The organism is Olivibacter domesticus (genome assembly GCF_900109575.1).
Taxonomy (GTDB): Bacteria; Bacteroidota; Bacteroidia; order Sphingobacteriales; family Sphingobacteriaceae; genus Olivibacter; species Olivibacter domesticus.
In genome coordinates this window covers 198,086-214,667 of record NZ_FOAF01000007.1, presented here as the reverse complement: position 1 = coordinate 214,667, position 16,582 = coordinate 198,086, and the positions used below count along the sequence as shown (strand labels likewise).

Sequence of the window (16,582 nt, the reverse complement as noted above, 5' to 3'; positions counted from 1 at the left end):
AATATGAACCTTAAACGAAACTTTTTTTCTTGTATTTTTCTTTTTATAAGCTTTGGAAACCTACTAGCACAAGAAGCTGCCGAATGGAAAACTGCAACTCACGATGGATATACTTATAAGTATGTCTCAGATGACCCAACCACCTCCCGCTTTTATACCCTGGATAACGGACTAACCGTTATATTAAGTCCCACTATTAAAGAACCACGCATTCAAACGTATATAGCTATCAAAGCCGGAAGTAAAACAGACCCTGCCAACCATACAGGGTTAGCCCATTACCTAGAACACCTACTATTTAAAGGTACAGATAAATATGGCTCACTCGATTGGAAAAAAGAAAAACCATTACTAGATAGTATCGATAATCTATATGAAGAATATAACGCTAGCGTTGATTCCGCTAAACGAAAAGCCATTTATGCACAAATAGACAAGGTTTCGGGTGAAGCCGCCAAGTTTGCAATCGCTAACGAATATGATAAAGTAATGGCAAACATGGGCACGCAAGGTAGCAATGCCTTCACTTCATTTGAGCAAACTGTTTACATCGAAAACATACCTTCTACCTCCGTTGATAAATTTTTGAGGGTGCAAGCTGAGCGATTTCGTAATCCTATTTTCCGTATTTTTCATACAGAATTGGAAGCCGTTTACGAAGAAAAAAACCGAGGTTTAGATAATGACGGCACTAAATCTTTTGAAGCCATGTTTGCCAATTTATTTCCTAATAGCTACGGTAAGCAAACCACTATTGGTACGGTCGAACATTTAAAAAATCCATCGCTCATTGCTATTCGCGATTACTATAATAAATTTTATGTTCCAAACAACATGGCAATAATCATGTCGGGAGACTTTGATCCAAACGAAATGATAAAAAAAATAGATGCCAATTTCTCTTATATGAAAAGAAAAGAGGTGCCTTCGTATCATTTTGATGCAGAAAGAGCAATAACAACTCCGGTTATTAAAGAAGTTAAAGGCCCTACACCGGAAAGCATTATGATCGGATTTCGGTTTCCAGGTTCTCAAAGTAAAGATACTCAGCTATTAGAGTTAGTTGGAAACATTTTAACAAATGGTAATGCAGGCATGTTTGATCTGAACCTTGTTAAAAAACAGCGTCTGCTTTCGGCAGCGGCATTTTCGTATGTTCTCAAAGACTACAGCACCTTATTATTACAAGGAAGACCCATGAAAGATCAATCCCTCGATGAAGTCAAAAATCTAATGCTAGGAGAGATTGAAAAACTAAAAAAAGGTGATTTTTCTGACGATCTACTAACCGCTATAGTGAATAATGCAAAAAAGAATACGATCGAATCAAATGAAAGTTATGAATCAAGGGCTGGTAGCTTAATGGATGCTTTTACTTCGGATATTGACTGGAAAAGAATTGTTTCTTATAATACTACACTAGCCAATATTACAAAGAAAGATATCATTGCCTTTGCCAATAAATACCTTAATGATAATTATGTTGCTGTATATAAGCGAAAAGGGGAAGATAAAAATATACAAAAAGTAGAGAAACCCAGCATTACACCAGTGGAGGTAAACAGGGACGCGCAGTCGGTATTTTTAAAACAAGTTAATGAAATGAGCGAAACCGCTGTGTCGCCCGTTTGGTTAGATTTCAAGAAAGACATCACTAAAAATAAGCTAAAAGGGCTGGAACTGTTAACCGTTGAAAACAAAAATAATGAGATTTTTCGCCTGAATTATCGTTTCGAGATGGGTAGCTATAACAATAAATTGCTTCCATTGGCTGCTGAATATTTACAGTACATCGGTACGGATACGAAAACCGCAGAGGAGATTAGTAAAGCTTTTTATCAAATAGCCTCTTCTTTTGATGTGAATGTATCTTCGGAAATCAGTTCCATAAGTTTAGATGGTTTGCAGGAAAATTTTGGGCAGGCAGTCGTTTTGTTAGAAGATTTAATAAAAAATTGTAAGGCGGATGAAGAAGCGTGGCAACGTTTGAAGGTACGTGTGAAAAAATCAAGGGAAGACGCAAAATTAGATAAAGGAACAATATTACGAGGTTTGGTTAGCTATGCGCAATATGGTGAAAAAAATCCTTTTAATTATACGCTTTCAGATGCTGACCTTGATTCGATCACAGGTAAGCAACTAACGGATATTTTGCATGATCTTATTAGCTATCAACATAACATTATTTACTACGGACCTAAGTCCAATACAGACATAACGAAAGAATTGGCTTCCTTACACTACATACCAACGTCGTACCTTCCCTATCCAGCAGCTATAAAATTCGAAAAAACGGTACAAGAGAAGCCGCTTGTTTATTTTGCTGATTATGATATGGTACAGGCGGAAATTGATTGGTTTAGAAATTCAAACAAGTACGATCCCAACAAAACCGCGATTATTCAACTGTTTAACAATTACTTTGGAGGAGGTATGAGTGGTATTGTTTTCCAGACCATTAGAGAATCTAAGGCTTTAGCTTATTCTACATACGCGGTATATTCATCTCCCACAAAGAAAGAAGATTCTTATAGTATTCTTGCTTATGTAGGCACGCAGGCAGACAAACTAGATGATGCCGTTGCCGGAATGAGTGAGTTATTGCAGGAATTGCCCGCTTCTGAGAAGGTTTTTATTACCAGTAAAGAAAGTTTGTTAAAGTCTTTAATTACCAGCAGAATAACAGAAGACGGTATCATCTTTTCTTATTTAGGAGCTAAACGCTTGGGGATTGATTATGATATGCGCAAGAAGGTGTACGAGGATGCTAAAAAGCTTACATTCGATGACTTAAAGAATTTCCATGATCAGGAATTCAAAGATAAAACGTATGCTTATTGCATCGTAGCCAACAAAAATCGTGTAAAGGTTGCCGACTTAGCTAAGTATGGACAAGTAGAAGAGCTTGATTTAAAAACGCTTTTTGGATATTAAAGGAGAGGGGTTATACCTCTCCTTTATTGTTCTTTTTCATTTAATTTTTGTGTTGGAATAGGGATTTTGGGGAGTGTATCAGCTGTTGGTCTACCATCTTTCTCAAATCTCTCTAAAGACGTTTTAAGATAATTACGGACATCATATTCATTCCAATATTTACACTCTTCGTAACTTGGGCGATAAAGGGACATGAAGTTAAGTAGATCATTGCCCTCTAAACCAGTTATTTCGGACACATTATATTTGTTGAACTTTTTATCCACTTCAGTTTCTTCAATTTCGTGCTGTGCATAATTGTTAAATCGTCGTGCATTCTTTGCTGTTTTACCAAATGCTCCGTATAAAGCGCTCAATGGATTAAATATATAAGAAAGCGCTTTTGGTTTACCAATGCTGTATATACCTTGCTTTTTATAATCCTCCAAAACGTCTTGTAACTCTTCCTTGCGTGTTTTTCCCGTTACCGTAACCGTTTGGAGCTCTATAGTTGGGTTAAGGCTCACTGTTATATTTTTAGGATCTACTATACGGTAATAATCAGAAGAATAAGCATATTTAGTAACAATAAGTGTATCTCCAACTTTCGCCGGAATAACAAAACCCCCTTCGCTGTTAGAAATAGCTTTTTCCAGCGTTCTTCTATTTGTAATAGTTGCTTCGTCAACCCTTTTTGTGGTCCCTTTTTCCAGGACAATCCCCTGTAATTTTTCTTGCGCCTTTAATGGATGGGGCAATATAAAGGAAATTAACGCCAGAAAAAATGGCAACGCATAGTTATATTTTCTATTCTTCATTCTTATACTCGGTAAACATAATAAATCATTGACATTTTTGATGCTAAAAAATGTTAAATTAGCTATCGGCCTTCTCTAGCTTAAAGCATAATTAATCGTTTTTAATCTTTGCGCGTTTTGCAAATGCCCATATTTAGCTTGGCAAAATATTGAAGAATGATCTTCCATTCACGCTCCATGCAGAACTAACAACACATAACCAAAATTATTAACCATTTTCACTACCTTTGCATATGATAAAATCAATGACCGGATTTGGTATTGGAACCAAAGAAAGTGCCAAAGCGAAGTATACCGTAGAAATTAAGTCTCTAAATTCAAAATATCTGGAGCTCAATTTAAAATTACCTAAAGTATTCTCCGAAAAAGAATTATTTCTAAGAAATGAATGTACGAAGCTAATAGAACGTGGTAAAGTTAACATGTTACTAAACATAGAATATACAGATACTACTGTCAATGCTGCAAAGATAGATACCCAGCTCTTAAAAAATTATTACATACAGATAAAAAATGTTGCGGTAGAATTGGGGGAGGATGTACAAAATGCGTTGGCATTAGCACTTAATTTACCAGATGTCATTAATTATGATGAAGATGCTGCCGATGAAGATGAGTGGAAGGATCTCTTGTCTACCTTTTATTCAGCGCTCGAGAAATTTCAACAATTTAGGGATGATGAAGGGGCTGTCTTAAAAACTGATTTAGTAAAACGCAACCAGTCTATATTGGATTCTCTAGAAGAGGTAGAAAAATTTGAGACGTCACGAATTCCGATGATTCGGGAACGGATTAATCACTATCTGGAAGAAACTGTTGGTAAAGAAAATGTTGATCGAAACCGTTTTGAACAAGAACTGATTTATTATATAGATAAATTAGATATAACAGAAGAAAAGGTGCGGCTGAGAAGCCATTGTGAATATTTTGCCAAGGCTTTAAACAGCAGTGATGCTAATGGAAAAAAACTAGGTTTTATTTCCCAGGAAATGGGTAGAGAAATCAATACACTTGGCTCAAAAGCTAATAATGCCCAAATTCAGCAAATTGTAGTAGGAATGAAAGAAGAGCTTGAAAAAATTAAAGAGCAATTGTTGAATATTTTATAAACGCTGCTGCATTATATTAAAAATTGAATGGAAGGGAAACTCATCATATTTTCTGCACCCTCAGGTGCTGGGAAAACAACTATAGTAAAACGATTATTAGAAAAGTATGGAGATAAAATTGCTTTTTCTATTTCAGCAAGTACGAGAGAGCCTAGAGCAGGTGAAGTAGATGGCAAAGACTATTATTTTATAAGTAAAGAAGAGTTTTTACACCGTATCGCTAAGAAAGAATTTGTCGAATTTGAAGAGGTTTATTCGGGAACTTTCTATGGGACCCTACGTTCTGAGATAGAGCGGATTTGGGAGAAGGGCAAAGCCGTTATTTTCGATATCGATGTTATTGGAGGCTTGCACTTAAAGCGAAAGTTTGGCGATAATGCGTTGGCTATATTTGTTCAACCTCCTACCTTGGATGTATTAATAGACCGCTTAAGGGGTAGAGGTACCGATAGCGAAGAAAAGCTGAAAGAACGTATAGAAAAGGCAGATAAGGAACTGGCATATGCAGATCAATTTGATACAATTCTTAAGAACGATAATTTGGAAGATGCTTGTAACGAAGCGTCTGACTTACTTGTAAATTTTGTAAAATAATTTTATGCAGAAGATTGGACTTTTCTTCGGCTCTTTTAACCCGATACATACTGGCCATCTTATCATCGCGAACTATATGGCAAATCACACCGATTTGTCAGAAGTTTGGCTGGTTGTTTCTCCGCAGAATCCCCTAAAAAAGAAAGACAACTTATTAAATATGTACGATAGGCTTGAAATGGTTAATTTAGCCTTGGAGGATGCTGAAAATATACGCTCTAACGACATTGAATTTAGACTTCCAAAACCTTCTTATACCATAGATACCCTCATTTATTTACGAGAACGCTATCCAGATAAAAGTTTTGTTCTGATAATGGGAGCCGATAATTTAATAACACTAAAAAAATGGAAAAATTATGAGATAATTTTACGTGATTTTGCAATTTACGTTTATCCAAGGCCTGGCTTTGATAGCAGCGAATGGGCTAATCATTCCAAAATAACCATTACGAATATGCCTTTAATGGAGATTTCTTCTACTTTTATTAGAAATGCTATTAAAGAGCGCAAGAACGTCCGTTATTTTCTTCCGAATAAAGTGCTTGATTTTATAGATAAAAAGGGAATATACCTGTAGATTATATTTAGTATCAAGACCATGTGAGTTGTGCGTTGCGAGTTGCCCGTTGTGCGTATGAAATAGATTTATTAATGATCGCGCGACCCAGAACCACTTGACACTTTACTACTTAACGATCACTCATCATTATATCAGGTCACCTCAATTCTTCCAGTTCTGCTTTCTCATCTATTGGAACGCCTAAAATAAACGTATCATAATATTCACTATCCTGATCTGAATAAGTTCCATACGCATTTAAGAAAATTCCTTTTTTTCCGTCTTTCGTTTCTATAACGTAGAGCACAGACATATCCGCTGGATCGCTTTCGCCTTCAAAACGATAAGTGCGTACGATGGTCAGTTCATTTGGTTGATAGATCGTTGAATCTTCAGAACCTAATGTTGCGCCATTTTTTTTAATTTTTATTTCTTCGCTATATCCCCTATCTGCTAATTTTGTCATTACTTGGGATAGCGTGGTCATTGATGCAGAAGTACTCATATAATCTAAATTACCATTCAACTAGAGGTATAACATATGCTCGTAATAAAAGTTTTTAGATCTATTTTATTTATTAACCTGATTTAGGTTATTAGTTAGCCGACTATGATGTGCTATTATTGCATGATTCTGTTAACTTTGTATCCAACCATATACTGATAGCGCCAACGGTTATTTTTTTGGAAAAGCAGATGAGATGGAATAACGATAAGCTATTCGGAAAATATTTTACAGATGAAACTCTTTTTGTTAGATGGTATGGCCCTGATATACCGGGCTCATTTTGCTTTGAGTAAGGCGCCTCGTTTTACATCGACTGGACTGAACACCTCGGCCATCATGGGTTTTACTAACACGTTATTAGAGGTGTTGAAAAAGGAAAGCCCTACTCATATGGCAGTGGTTTTTGATACAGATGCTCCTACAGAACGACATACTTCATTTGAAGCCTACAAGGCGCATCGAGAAGCTATGCCAGAAGATTTAGCAACAGCCATTCCCTATATTTATCGTTTAATTGAAGGATTTAACATTCCTGTTATCGTAAAGGATGGGTATGAAGCCGATGATATTATTGGAACCTTAGCCAAGAAAGCGGAGCAGGAAGGTTTTGACGTTTTTTGCATGACGCCTGATAAGGACTTTGCGCAATTGGTTAGTGAACGGATAAAAATATACAAACCAGCTCGAATGGGAAATGGACACGAGGTATTAGGTGTAAAAGAAGTGCTGGAAAAGTGGGAGATTGCGCGGGTAGATCAGGTGATTGATATATTAGGCCTTTGGGGGGATGCCGTCGACAATATTCCGGGTATCCCGGGAATTGGTGAGAAGACAGCTAAAAAGCTGATACAGGATTTTGGTTCAGTAGAGGAGATTATAACGAATGCCGATAAATTGAAAGGCAAATTACGGGAAAACGTAGAAATATATGCTAAGCAAGGCCTGATCTCAAAGAAATTGGCGACTATCATTTTGGATGTGCCCGTTGAATTTGATCAGGAAAGCTTAACGATACAAGATCCAAGTAAAGAGTTATTGGAACCTCTTTTTGCGGAGCTAGAATTTAGAACAATAGGGAAACGGGTGTTTGGGGAAGAATTTAACGTGGTAGATAGTAAAACTTCCGGTGGTGGCCAAATGGATCTTTTTGGCTCTGCACCTTCTATTGTAACTGAAGAGGCGATATATACCGCCCCAACATTAGGAAAACATATTGAGAATACCGACCATACTTATACTTACGCCGATACAGAACAGAAGCAGACTGAACTTATTGCAATGCTTGAAAGGCAAAAGGTAATTTGCTTTGATACGGAAACTACCGGTACAGATGCTAATAACTGTGAGCTCGTAGGGCTTAGCTTTTCTTTCGAAAAAGGTAGCGCCTGGTACATCCCTGCCCCAGCAGATCAAAGCGCATGTATGCAATTAGTGACTAAGTTTCAATCTATATTCGAAAATGAAAATATTCTAAAAATCGGTCAAAATTTGAAATTTGACATATTGGTACTTAGCTGGTACGGCATTAATGTAAAGGGCGTTTTGTTCGATACAATGTTAGCACATTATCTAATTGATCCTGAAACGAGGCATGGCATGGATGTACTGGCAGAAAATTATCTTGGGTACACTCCTGTGTCTATCACTACGTTGATTGGACCGAAAGGAAAGAAACAATTGAACATGCGAGACATCGATCCTCAAGTAGTAAGTGATTACGCTGCAGAGGACGCCGATATAACACTACAGCTTAAAGAAGTTTTTGATCCATTGCTCCAAAAAGTTGAAGCGGATAAACTTGCTAACGAGGTAGAATTCCCACTTGTTTATGTATTAGTGGATATGGAAAAAGAGGGTGTTAGAATTGACGTTGAAGCGCTCAAAGAGTTCTCAATTTCTATTCAGAACGAGGTGTTGGTATTGGAGGAACGAATTTATGAAAAAGCCGGCGTACCATTTAATATTGCTTCTCCTAAACAATTGGGCGAAGTTTTGTTCGACAAATTGCAGCTAGACCCGAAAGCCAAAAAAACTAAAACCGGACAATACCAAACTGGAGAGGATGTGCTTTTAACATTGGCTAGCAAAAGTGATATTGTACAAGACATATTAGATTATAGACAGTTGCAGAAGCTGAGGTCGACCTATGTTGATGCATTACCCCAATTAATTAATCCTAAAACTGGACGTGTACACACTTCCTATAATCAAGCAGTGGCGGCTACAGGTCGCCTTAGCTCAAATAACCCTAACCTCCAAAATATTCCAATTAGAACTGAAAGAGGTAGGGAGGTGAGAAAAGCGTTTATTGCCAGAGATGAAAATCACGTGATCTTATCTGCAGATTATTCGCAGATTGAGCTTAGGTTAATTGCAGAAATCAGTAAGGATGTTAATATGCTAGATGCTTTCGCAAAAGGGTTGGATATTCACACGGCTACTGCAGCGAAAGTTTACGGTGTAACGCTGGAGGAAGTAAGCGCTAATCAACGACGTAACGCTAAGGCGGTGAATTTTGGAATTATATATGGTCAGTCCGCATTTGGACTTTCACAAAGTTTAGGCATTCCAAGAAGAGAGGCTGCAGACATGATTGAACAGTACTTCATACAATATCCTGGAATTAAGGATTATATGAATAACACCATTACCTTTGCAAAAGAGCACGGATATGTTGAAACTCTTTTAAAAAGAAGACGTTATTTAAGAGATATTAATTCTGCGAACGCAACAATAAGAGGATTTGCAGAACGAAATGCAATTAATGCACCCATACAAGGATCAGCCGCAGATCTTATTAAGATTGCGATGATTAATATTCATGATGATATTGTAAAAGCAGGGTTAAAGGGTAAGATGACCATGCAGGTACATGATGAATTGGTATTTGATGTTCCAAAAGAGGAGGTGAAAGTGTTCAAGGAAATAATAGCCTCTCGTATGAAAGAGGCAATCAAAATGGAAGTTCCCATTGTTGTCGAAATTGGTGAAGGTAGAAACTGGCTAGAAGCACATTAAAATGATTAAGAGATATATAACAGTTTTTTTGGTTATTTTGCTTTGTTGGATAAAGGCAGATAGAATTGCAGCACAGACAACTACAGATGAAAAACCTGTTTATTTTGAACAGACAACCGATGGAAGAACACAGTTCTATTTTGACGAACATTACTTTTTAGTGGATAAATTTTGTCAATATAAATCTATTGAACGAGTAGGTAAATATAATCTTGAACTTAAAAGCTACGATGGCTCCTTTACTGATTATAATAATGATGGGAATGTGATCCTAACGGGTAATTACAGTAACGGCAAAAAGGATGGTGTCTTTACTGCTTATTTTCCGAACGGTAAAGTTAATTGGATAACAACCTTTAAAAATGGAAGCGCAGAGGGGGTATCTACCTATAATTATCCGGATGGTTTACCGATGATGGAGATTTTATATAAAGAGGGGCAGGCTTATGTTCAAAACTTTTGGGATACGCGTAGACGCCAACGGGTCATAGATGGAAAAGGGAAATTTGAGTTTGCGGTGAAAGCTGAAGGATATAATGAGTTTGGCTATGAATTTACAGATTATCAGGGGTATATTAAAGACGGGAAACCTGATGGTCAATGGGATATTTTCTTGGTATATCCAAAGAATGAGCGTGGTTATGCTGGATATGAGCGATTTAAGGAAGGGGCATTCACAATGGGTTACGATGAACTTAAAGGAGCGCCATATACGAAAACCTCGCGTTTACAAATAGGACCTTCGCTATTTTTCATCCAAGCGGAGAACATGATCAGCAAGAACTGTACGATAGATGAAAACCAAGATTTTTCACTGTTCATCACGAATAAATTGGACCTCGCGTTTTCGCCATATGATGCATCAGAAATCGTTGCAAGCCCTATTGAAGTACAAGCAGAGGTTGATAAGTCGGGAAGTCTTTCGAAAATAGAGGTTGTTAAGGGCTTCGAAGAAAAAGACGTTAATAAAATTTTAGTTAATACACTTAAAGATATCAGTTATTGGATTCCTTCGTACGCCAATGACGCTTATATTGATGATGTTTTAACGATAAATGCCGGAGTTCTTGTAGATCAAGAAACAAAACAGCTTCGGTTTTATAATTTGCGTATAAGTAGAGAAAATGGGATATAAACAAGAAAAGAACCGCCCCGTGGTTCTTTTCTTGTCTAATTAAAGTGTTAGAGAACCCCCTATTGGTAATAAATGTAAATGTAGTCCGGCATCGGCAAACTTTTTCTTTGCCTCTGCTTCATCAATTGCTATGGGAGGGAAAGTGTTATAATGGATACCAATTATATTTTTACAATTAATAAAACCCGCAGCTTTAATAGCATCGTCTACTCCCATCGTGTAATGATCTCCGATGGGCAAAATTGCCCAGTCCAGTGCCTCATCTGCTAACAGTTTCATTTCGAGCGTTAGCGCCGTATCGCCAGCAAAATATATTTTTTTATTGCCACTAGTAATGATATAACCCGCAGGAACACCGCCGTATTGTAAGTCGGGAGTACTATTTGTGTGTAGGGCATATACCATTTTGGCTGTGCCGAAATTGGTTTTTACCGTCCCCCCAAAATTCATTTCGATTATTTTGTCCTGACTAATTCCTTGCCTACTAACCCAAGCAGCGGTTTCTACCACCGCTATAACCGTCGCATCTGCGTTTTTTTGTATAGCCGCTACATCAGCCACGTGATCGCTATGAGCGTGACTGAGCATAATATAGTCTGGTTTTAACGTGTTAATGTCAATCTCTTTCGCCAGTTCATTCGGCGTTATAAAAGGATCAAACAGTACATTTGCTCCTTCTAAATCCAGCGCAATAGATGCGTGTCCATAAAATGTTGCTTTCATGTTATTGCTTGTTTTTGTTCGTTACTGGTTATTAGTTATTAGTATCAAGACATAAGTACCAAGTCTCAAGACGTAAATTGTTGTGAGTTATCAGTTATCGCTAAAAATTCATCATTTATAACTCATCGTTCATTACTTCCTTTTTTAGCTTCCAAACATTCCGCCAAGACCACCTAACATATCTTTAGTAGCGGCTTGCATCTCTGTTTGGCTAATATTTTCAGCTTGCTGTAAAGCTTTATTAATAGCAACAGCTAACAACTCTTCCAATTCTTCTAACGCTGCCACCGTGTGAAAAGTAGGGTCTATACTTATAGACTTTATTTCCTTATTCGCGGTAGCAATGACTTTTATAAGTCCACCTTCTGCTTCGCCTGAAACGCTGATTGTATCTAGGCGTTTTTTTATTTCTTCGGCCTTCTGCTGGGCCTGGACTAATTTATCAAACATATTTTATTTGTTATTGGTTTTCCGTTATTTGTTAAGTCGTAGAAACGTTAAATTGTTGAAACGTTAAGTAAGTATGAGCCTTCTCATATTCTATCACGACTTAACTAATTCCTATTCAACTTACTCAACTATTTTACCTACTCCCCTACATAATCCCCACTCCCATTATATGCCCCTTGTCTAATCACAGGCATTTCGAGTATTTTATATAAATCATCTAAATGCATTAAACTGCCATTGGCCATATTACTTAAAAGAACAATGGTTACGTCATTTTTGAGATCACGCACATATAAGTTTTTAAACCCATGCCACCATCCGGTATGATATACCACATGTTCATTCCCCTGCTCAAAGGTACGCCAACCATAACCATAATTAAAAACACCTTTCATTGATTTTTGATTATGCGGGGCATAGGCAGAATCTTGAAGTGCCGCACTTAATAAACGTCCTTCTCTCAATGCTCTATCAAACAAAAATAAATCCTCAACAGTACTATAAATTCCTTTGTCGCCAACAGGGCCATCATGAAAATTCTGTACTACCGATCTACGCCAAACACGGTCGTGTCCTACTACATTTGTTGGGATTTTTTCATAATCTGCTTTGGAATATACTGCCGTATGTTTCATGCCTAGAGGCATAAAGATATTTTCTTGCATGAATACAGTAAACGATTGGCCACTGACCTTCTCAATAATGGCTCCTAATATCATGAAATTGGAGTTATTATAGTGAAAACGCATATCAGGCTTACTATAAGGGCTAGGTTTATGTTCTGCAAAAATTTTCATGACATCCATATTTGTCATTCCCTTTTTCTTGTCTTTCCAAATATCATCTGTAAAATAAACATAATTTATAAGTCCCGAACGATGGGTTAATAACATACGTATGGTTATTCCTTCATAAGGGAAATCGGGGAAGAATTCTTTCACCTGTTGGTCAAGTTTTATCTTTCCTTCCTGAACTAAAAGTAATATTCCTGTTCCGGTTAATGGTTTAGATACAGAAGCTAATTCAAACTTGGAATTTATATTTAAACTGTCTTTTCGTAGATAATCGGCCCAGCCAAATGCGTTTTCGTAAATAATTTTACCTTTTTTAGCAATGAGCACATTTCCATTAAACGCAGACTTTTTATGTAACTTCTGCATAAAGGCATCAATTTCCCGATTGGCTTTGTGGGGGTCATAAATGAGCTTAATGCTGTCGGTAATTGCTTGTTCTTTAGCTTGTTGTTCTTTTTTTTGTTCCGCGGAGCTGCATGAAGCCAATGCAATAATGGCACAAAATAATAATTTTGGTAATTGTTTCAACGTATACTGTTTGTTTGTTAATCTATACTAATAGGAATGGCGAATTTGGTAAAATATTGTGTTAAAAACCAATTTAATAAAAATTTTACTGATATGTATGGAAGATGGGTCATTTTAAAGCTTCGTCGCATGGCGAAGTGTATAAGTTTTTTAACTTTGTAGGATAAAATAAAATATCGCTAACATGTCATATAGAATAGAACACGATACAATGGGCGAGGTAAAAGTTCCTGCCGATAAGTATTGGGGTGCACAAACAGAAAGATCCCATGAGAATTTTAAGATCGGTCCTGAAGGATCTATGCCAAGAGAAATTATCCAGGCATTTGCTTATTTAAAGAAAGCTGCAGCCTTCACAAATAAAGATGCAGGCATTTTGCCAGAAGAAAAACGCGATTTAATCGCACAAGTTTGCGATGAAATTTTAGCTGGAGAGCTCAGTACAGAATTCCCACTCGTAATCTGGCAAACAGGTTCAGGCACGCAATCTAATATGAATGTAAATGAGGTGATAGCGAACCGTGCCCATGTTATGCAAGGTAATAAATTAGGTGAAGGAAAGACGTTTATACATCCTAATGATGATGTGAATAAGTCACAATCTTCCAACGATACTTACCCGACTGCTATGCATATAGCAGCTTATAAAATGTTGATAGAAACAACTATTCCCGGGGTTGAGAAATTGCGTAATACATTGAAAGAGAAGTCAGAGCAGTTTAAAGATGTTGTGAAAATCGGGAGAACTCACTTAATGGATGCGACACCGCTGACATTGGGACAAGAATTTTCTGGATATGTTGCCCAATTAACTTATGGTTTAAAGGCATTGAACAACACCTTGGCACATTTGTCAGAACTGGCATTAGGAGGTACTGCCGTTGGGACTGGTATTAATACGCCAAAAAACTATGACGTGAATGTGGCGAAGTATATAGCAGAATTTACGGGATTGCCTTTTCAAACCGCAGAGAATAAGTTTGAAGCACTGGCGGCTCATGATGCTATTGTGGAGAGCCATGGTGCATTAAAGCAATTGGCCGTTTCATTAATGAAAATTGCAAATGATGTTCGTATGCTCGCATCAGGCCCGAGATCTGGTATCGGAGAGATATTTATTCCTGAAAATGAACCGGGTTCATCCATTATGCCGGGAAAAGTTAATCCAACACAATGTGAGGCCTTAACGATGGTGGCAGCGCAGGTGATGGGTAACGATGTTGCGATTAGTATTGGAGGAGCCAATGGGCATTATGAGCTCAATGTCTTTAAGCCATTAATGGCTGCCAATTTTTTACAGTCGGCCCGCCTGCTAGGGGAGGCTTGCGTGTCTTTTAATGATCATTGCGCCATTGGTATTGAGCCAAATTATGAAGGCATAAAGAAACATGTAGAAAATTCTTTAATGTTGGTGACCGCACTTAACCCTCATATTGGTTACGAAAATGCTGCAAAAATTGCTAAAAAAGCACATAAAGAAAATACTTCTCTGCGCGCAGCTGCACTAGAGTTGGGCTTACTTACTAATGAACAATTTGATCAATGGGTTCGTCCTGAGGATATGATAGGAGGATTAAAGTAGAGGCGATGGCGTCGGCATGAGAAGCATCTATCACTACTTTAATCGTTTCCACATATACCTACCAATATTGGTAGGTATATGTGGACTATATACAAGTTGCAAATTTAATCCGAATGTACAGGATGAGGGAGAACCTTATCTCCAAGGAGTGTGGGAGCAAGATTCTATTGCTAATCAAGATAAACGATTAACTTATAGCTTGTATAAATTTAAATTTACCTGTGATTCGGTGTATATTACCCTTAATACACATAGTAAGGTTCGGACAGTTGTTGACTCTTGCTTCGGTAACGGTCATTGGGCAGAATATGCAAGAGGAGTTTACCTAGTAAGGAATGATAGTTTATTAATAGAATCAACCTTTACAAGGGAAAATTGGCGACAAAAGTTATCTGGATGCCATCGTATAGGGCAATTTTTACCTCGCTTTAAAATAATTCAACATGGATCAGATTCCCTACAGCTCGAGAGCCAATACTATCAAACAGAAGTTAAATTAAAGAAAGTTGGAAACATTGATTGTATTCCAAAACCTATATAATAAGAATTTTCTATTCATTAAGTATATATTTGTTTTTATGAGCTTTAAGTTAAGCCGATTAAGTTTTTTTTGTTTTTTGCTCTTACCTACTATTTTGCTGGCACAAGAGAAACCAAGCTTATATAAGCGTTTTATGAATGGTAAATTGATGCAAAGTAAACTGGCGCAAAAGTTTATTTCATCCGAAAAAGATTCTAGTAGATCTGCTGGCTTTATGGTTTTGCCTTTATTAGGCTATGCTCCCGAGACAGGGCTTGAATATGGTATTTCGGGACTCTACAATTTCTATCTTGATAAACATGATACGTTAATAAGAACGTCAAGTATTGTTTTACAAGGATCGTTAACCACAAAAAAGCAATCCAATTTAAAGCTTACAACAGATATTTGGACGAAGGGAAACAATTATCATTACATTACAGAGATTCGGTATCGTGATTTTCCATTTAATTTTTATGGCATTGGCGATCAGACGTTGAAAAAGGATAAGGACTCGCTTACACAACGCCTTTTTAGATTTAAGCTTGAAGGAGAAAAAAAGATTGTTAAAAATTATTATGCTGGACTGGGGTTGGTTTATGAGAACTATGCATACACAGATGAAGGGCCGGGAGGTATTTATGATCAATCTTCATTATATGGAAAAGAGGGAGGAAAGTACCTTGCTTTTGGCATTTCACAGTTGTACGATAACAGGAATACAAATATCTATACTACTAAGGGATATTTTGCACGGTTAGTTTATAATTATGCACCGGATTTTTGGGGAAAGGATAATTTTGAGGGGAGCCGGATTAATGTCGACCTAAGGGCCTTCTACCCGTTAACGCCTAAGCTTACGTTGGGATTGAACGCAACCTATGATGAGTATTTTGGCAATGTTCCCTTTTACTTATACCCCCAATTAGGAAGTGATGAAACAATGCGCGGCTATTATCCCGGAAGATATCGTGATAAAACGGCGGTTACTTCTCAGGCAGAATTAAGGTATCGCATACATCCAAGAATTGGCTTTGCCGCTTTTGTAGGAGCCGGAACCGCATATTCAAAGAAATTTGATTTTTCGGCACTTAAACCTTCTTATGGAGGAGGTTTACGCTATTTCTTTGATCTTGAGCACAACTCTAGTATAAGAATAGATTATGGTATTGGTGAGAAAAGACCTGGAGAACCTCGACAAACAGCCTTTTATTTGTCTTTAGGCGAAGCTTTCTAGAAAGAGGGGAAGTAGTTGAGTCGTTAAGTAGTTGGGTGGTTAATGAGTTGACCGTTAAATAGGTAAGCGGTAAAGCGGGTGTCAGACTGCT

At 37.3% G+C, this 16,582-nt stretch carries 14 protein-coding genes; 9 read left to right on the top strand and 5 right to left on the bottom strand.

Going from position 1 to position 16,582, the window contains the following annotated elements; translation table 11 throughout:
- The first annotated feature begins 3 nt into the window (after positions 1–3).
- Positions 4–2,934, top strand: a complete 2,931-nt coding sequence (locus BMY50_RS21160) for a M16 family metallopeptidase (RefSeq protein ID WP_093328895.1) — start codon at positions 4–6, stop codon at positions 2,932–2,934.
- Positions 2,935–2,957: 23 nt separating this feature from the next.
- Here BMY50_RS21160 and BMY50_RS21155 read toward each other — a convergent pair whose 3' ends face one another.
- The gene (locus tag BMY50_RS21155; protein WP_093328724.1) at positions 2,958–3,731 is read right to left on the bottom strand and encodes a hypothetical protein; all 774 of its coding nucleotides are present in this window, start codon (positions 3,729–3,731) and stop codon (positions 2,958–2,960) included.
- 233 nt (positions 3,732–3,964) lie between these two features.
- Between BMY50_RS21155 and BMY50_RS21150 the strand changes: the two genes are divergently transcribed.
- The 3 genes from BMY50_RS21150 to nadD are packed head-to-tail and all read left to right on the top strand — an operon-like array spanning position 3,965 to position 6,014.
- Positions 3,965–4,840, top strand: coding sequence for a YicC/YloC family endoribonuclease (locus tag BMY50_RS21150; RefSeq protein ID WP_093328721.1), 876 nt, complete (start codon positions 3,965–3,967; stop codon positions 4,838–4,840).
- A gap of 27 nt (positions 4,841–4,867) precedes the next feature.
- Positions 4,868–5,434, top strand: coding sequence for a guanylate kinase (gene gmk / locus BMY50_RS21145; protein WP_093328719.1), 567 nt, complete (start codon positions 4,868–4,870; stop codon positions 5,432–5,434).
- A 4-nt stretch (positions 5,435–5,438) separates the two neighbouring features.
- On the top strand, positions 5,439–6,014 hold the full coding sequence (nadD, locus tag BMY50_RS21140; protein ID WP_093328716.1) for a nicotinate (nicotinamide) nucleotide adenylyltransferase: 576 nt from the start codon (positions 5,439–5,441) through the stop codon (positions 6,012–6,014).
- Positions 6,015–6,153: 139 nt separating this feature from the next.
- Here the strand turns inward: nadD and BMY50_RS21135 are convergent, their stop codons facing one another.
- Positions 6,154–6,501: a hypothetical protein gene (locus BMY50_RS21135; RefSeq protein WP_093328893.1), complete on the bottom strand. Its 348-nt coding sequence runs from the start codon at positions 6,499–6,501 to the stop codon at positions 6,154–6,156.
- A gap of 234 nt (positions 6,502–6,735) precedes the next feature.
- Between BMY50_RS21135 and polA the strand changes: the two genes are divergently transcribed.
- Both polA and BMY50_RS21125 read left to right on the top strand, forming a co-directional pair.
- Complete coding sequence (polA, locus tag BMY50_RS21130; RefSeq protein ID WP_093328714.1) at positions 6,736–9,522, top strand: DNA polymerase I; 2,787 nt, start codon at positions 6,736–6,738, stop codon at positions 9,520–9,522.
- A gap of 1 nt (position 9,523) precedes the next feature.
- On the top strand, positions 9,524–10,657 hold the full coding sequence (locus BMY50_RS21125) for a toxin-antitoxin system YwqK family antitoxin (protein WP_093328711.1): 1,134 nt from the start codon (positions 9,524–9,526) through the stop codon (positions 10,655–10,657).
- Between the two features lie 39 nt (positions 10,658–10,696).
- Here the strand turns inward: BMY50_RS21125 and BMY50_RS21120 are convergent, their stop codons facing one another.
- From BMY50_RS21120 to BMY50_RS21110, 3 genes are all read right to left on the bottom strand, one after another.
- Positions 10,697–11,380, bottom strand: a complete 684-nt coding sequence (locus BMY50_RS21120) for a metal-dependent hydrolase (protein WP_093328708.1) — start codon at positions 11,378–11,380, stop codon at positions 10,697–10,699.
- A 144-nt stretch (positions 11,381–11,524) separates the two neighbouring features.
- Complete coding sequence (locus BMY50_RS21115; protein ID WP_093328706.1) at positions 11,525–11,830, bottom strand: YbaB/EbfC family nucleoid-associated protein; 306 nt, start codon at positions 11,828–11,830, stop codon at positions 11,525–11,527.
- Between the two features lie 137 nt (positions 11,831–11,967).
- The gene (locus BMY50_RS21110; RefSeq protein ID WP_093328703.1) at positions 11,968–13,152 is read right to left on the bottom strand and encodes a serine hydrolase domain-containing protein; all 1,185 of its coding nucleotides are present in this window, start codon (positions 13,150–13,152) and stop codon (positions 11,968–11,970) included.
- A gap of 184 nt (positions 13,153–13,336) precedes the next feature.
- Here BMY50_RS21110 and fumC point away from each other — a divergent pair, with 184 nt between their 5' ends.
- The 3 genes from fumC (at position 13,337) to BMY50_RS21095 (ending at position 16,491) form a co-directional block, all read left to right on the top strand.
- On the top strand, positions 13,337–14,734 hold the full coding sequence (fumC, locus tag BMY50_RS21105) for a class II fumarate hydratase (protein WP_093328701.1): 1,398 nt from the start codon (positions 13,337–13,339) through the stop codon (positions 14,732–14,734).
- A 16-nt stretch (positions 14,735–14,750) separates the two neighbouring features.
- Complete coding sequence (locus BMY50_RS21100) at positions 14,751–15,275, top strand: fumarate hydratase (protein ID WP_093328698.1); 525 nt, start codon at positions 14,751–14,753, stop codon at positions 15,273–15,275.
- Between the two features lie 133 nt (positions 15,276–15,408).
- Entirely contained in the window at positions 15,409–16,491 is a 1,083-nt protein-coding gene (locus BMY50_RS21095) for a BamA/TamA family outer membrane protein (protein ID WP_238383843.1), read from the top strand.
- Positions 16,492–16,582 lie beyond the last annotated feature (91 nt).

Bases quoted from the DNA above. Each gene is read 5' to 3' on its own strand.
- BMY50_RS21160 (WP_093328895.1), top strand. From the start codon at position 4: ATGAACCTTAAACGAAACTTTTTTTCTTGTATTTTTCTTTTTATAAGC.
- gmk (WP_093328719.1), top strand. From the start codon at position 4,868: ATGGAAGGGAAACTCATCATATTTTCTGCACCCTCAGGTGCTGGGAAA.
- polA (WP_093328714.1), top strand. From the start codon at position 6,736: ATGAAACTCTTTTTGTTAGATGGTATGGCCCTGATATACCGGGCTCAT.
- BMY50_RS21100 (WP_093328698.1), top strand. From the start codon at position 14,751: ATGAGAAGCATCTATCACTACTTTAATCGTTTCCACATATACCTACCA.
- BMY50_RS21095 (WP_238383843.1), top strand. From the start codon at position 15,409: ATGAATGGTAAATTGATGCAAAGTAAACTGGCGCAAAAGTTTATTTCA.
- BMY50_RS21150 (WP_093328721.1), top strand. From the start codon at position 3,965: ATGATAAAATCAATGACCGGATTTGGTATTGGAACCAAAGAAAGTGCC.
- nadD (WP_093328716.1), top strand. From the start codon at position 5,439: ATGCAGAAGATTGGACTTTTCTTCGGCTCTTTTAACCCGATACATACT.
- BMY50_RS21120 (WP_093328708.1), bottom strand. From the start codon at position 11,380: ATGAAAGCAACATTTTATGGACACGCATCTATTGCGCTGGATTTAGAA.
- BMY50_RS21125 (WP_093328711.1), top strand. From the start codon at position 9,524: ATGATTAAGAGATATATAACAGTTTTTTTGGTTATTTTGCTTTGTTGG.
- BMY50_RS21155 (WP_093328724.1), bottom strand. From the start codon at position 3,731: ATGAAGAATAGAAAATATAACTATGCGTTGCCATTTTTTCTGGCGTTA.
- BMY50_RS21115 (WP_093328706.1), bottom strand. From the start codon at position 11,830: ATGTTTGATAAATTAGTCCAGGCCCAGCAGAAGGCCGAAGAAATAAAA.
- BMY50_RS21135 (WP_093328893.1), bottom strand. From the start codon at position 6,501: ATGAGTACTTCTGCATCAATGACCACGCTATCCCAAGTAATGACAAAA.
- fumC (WP_093328701.1), top strand. From the start codon at position 13,337: ATGTCATATAGAATAGAACACGATACAATGGGCGAGGTAAAAGTTCCT.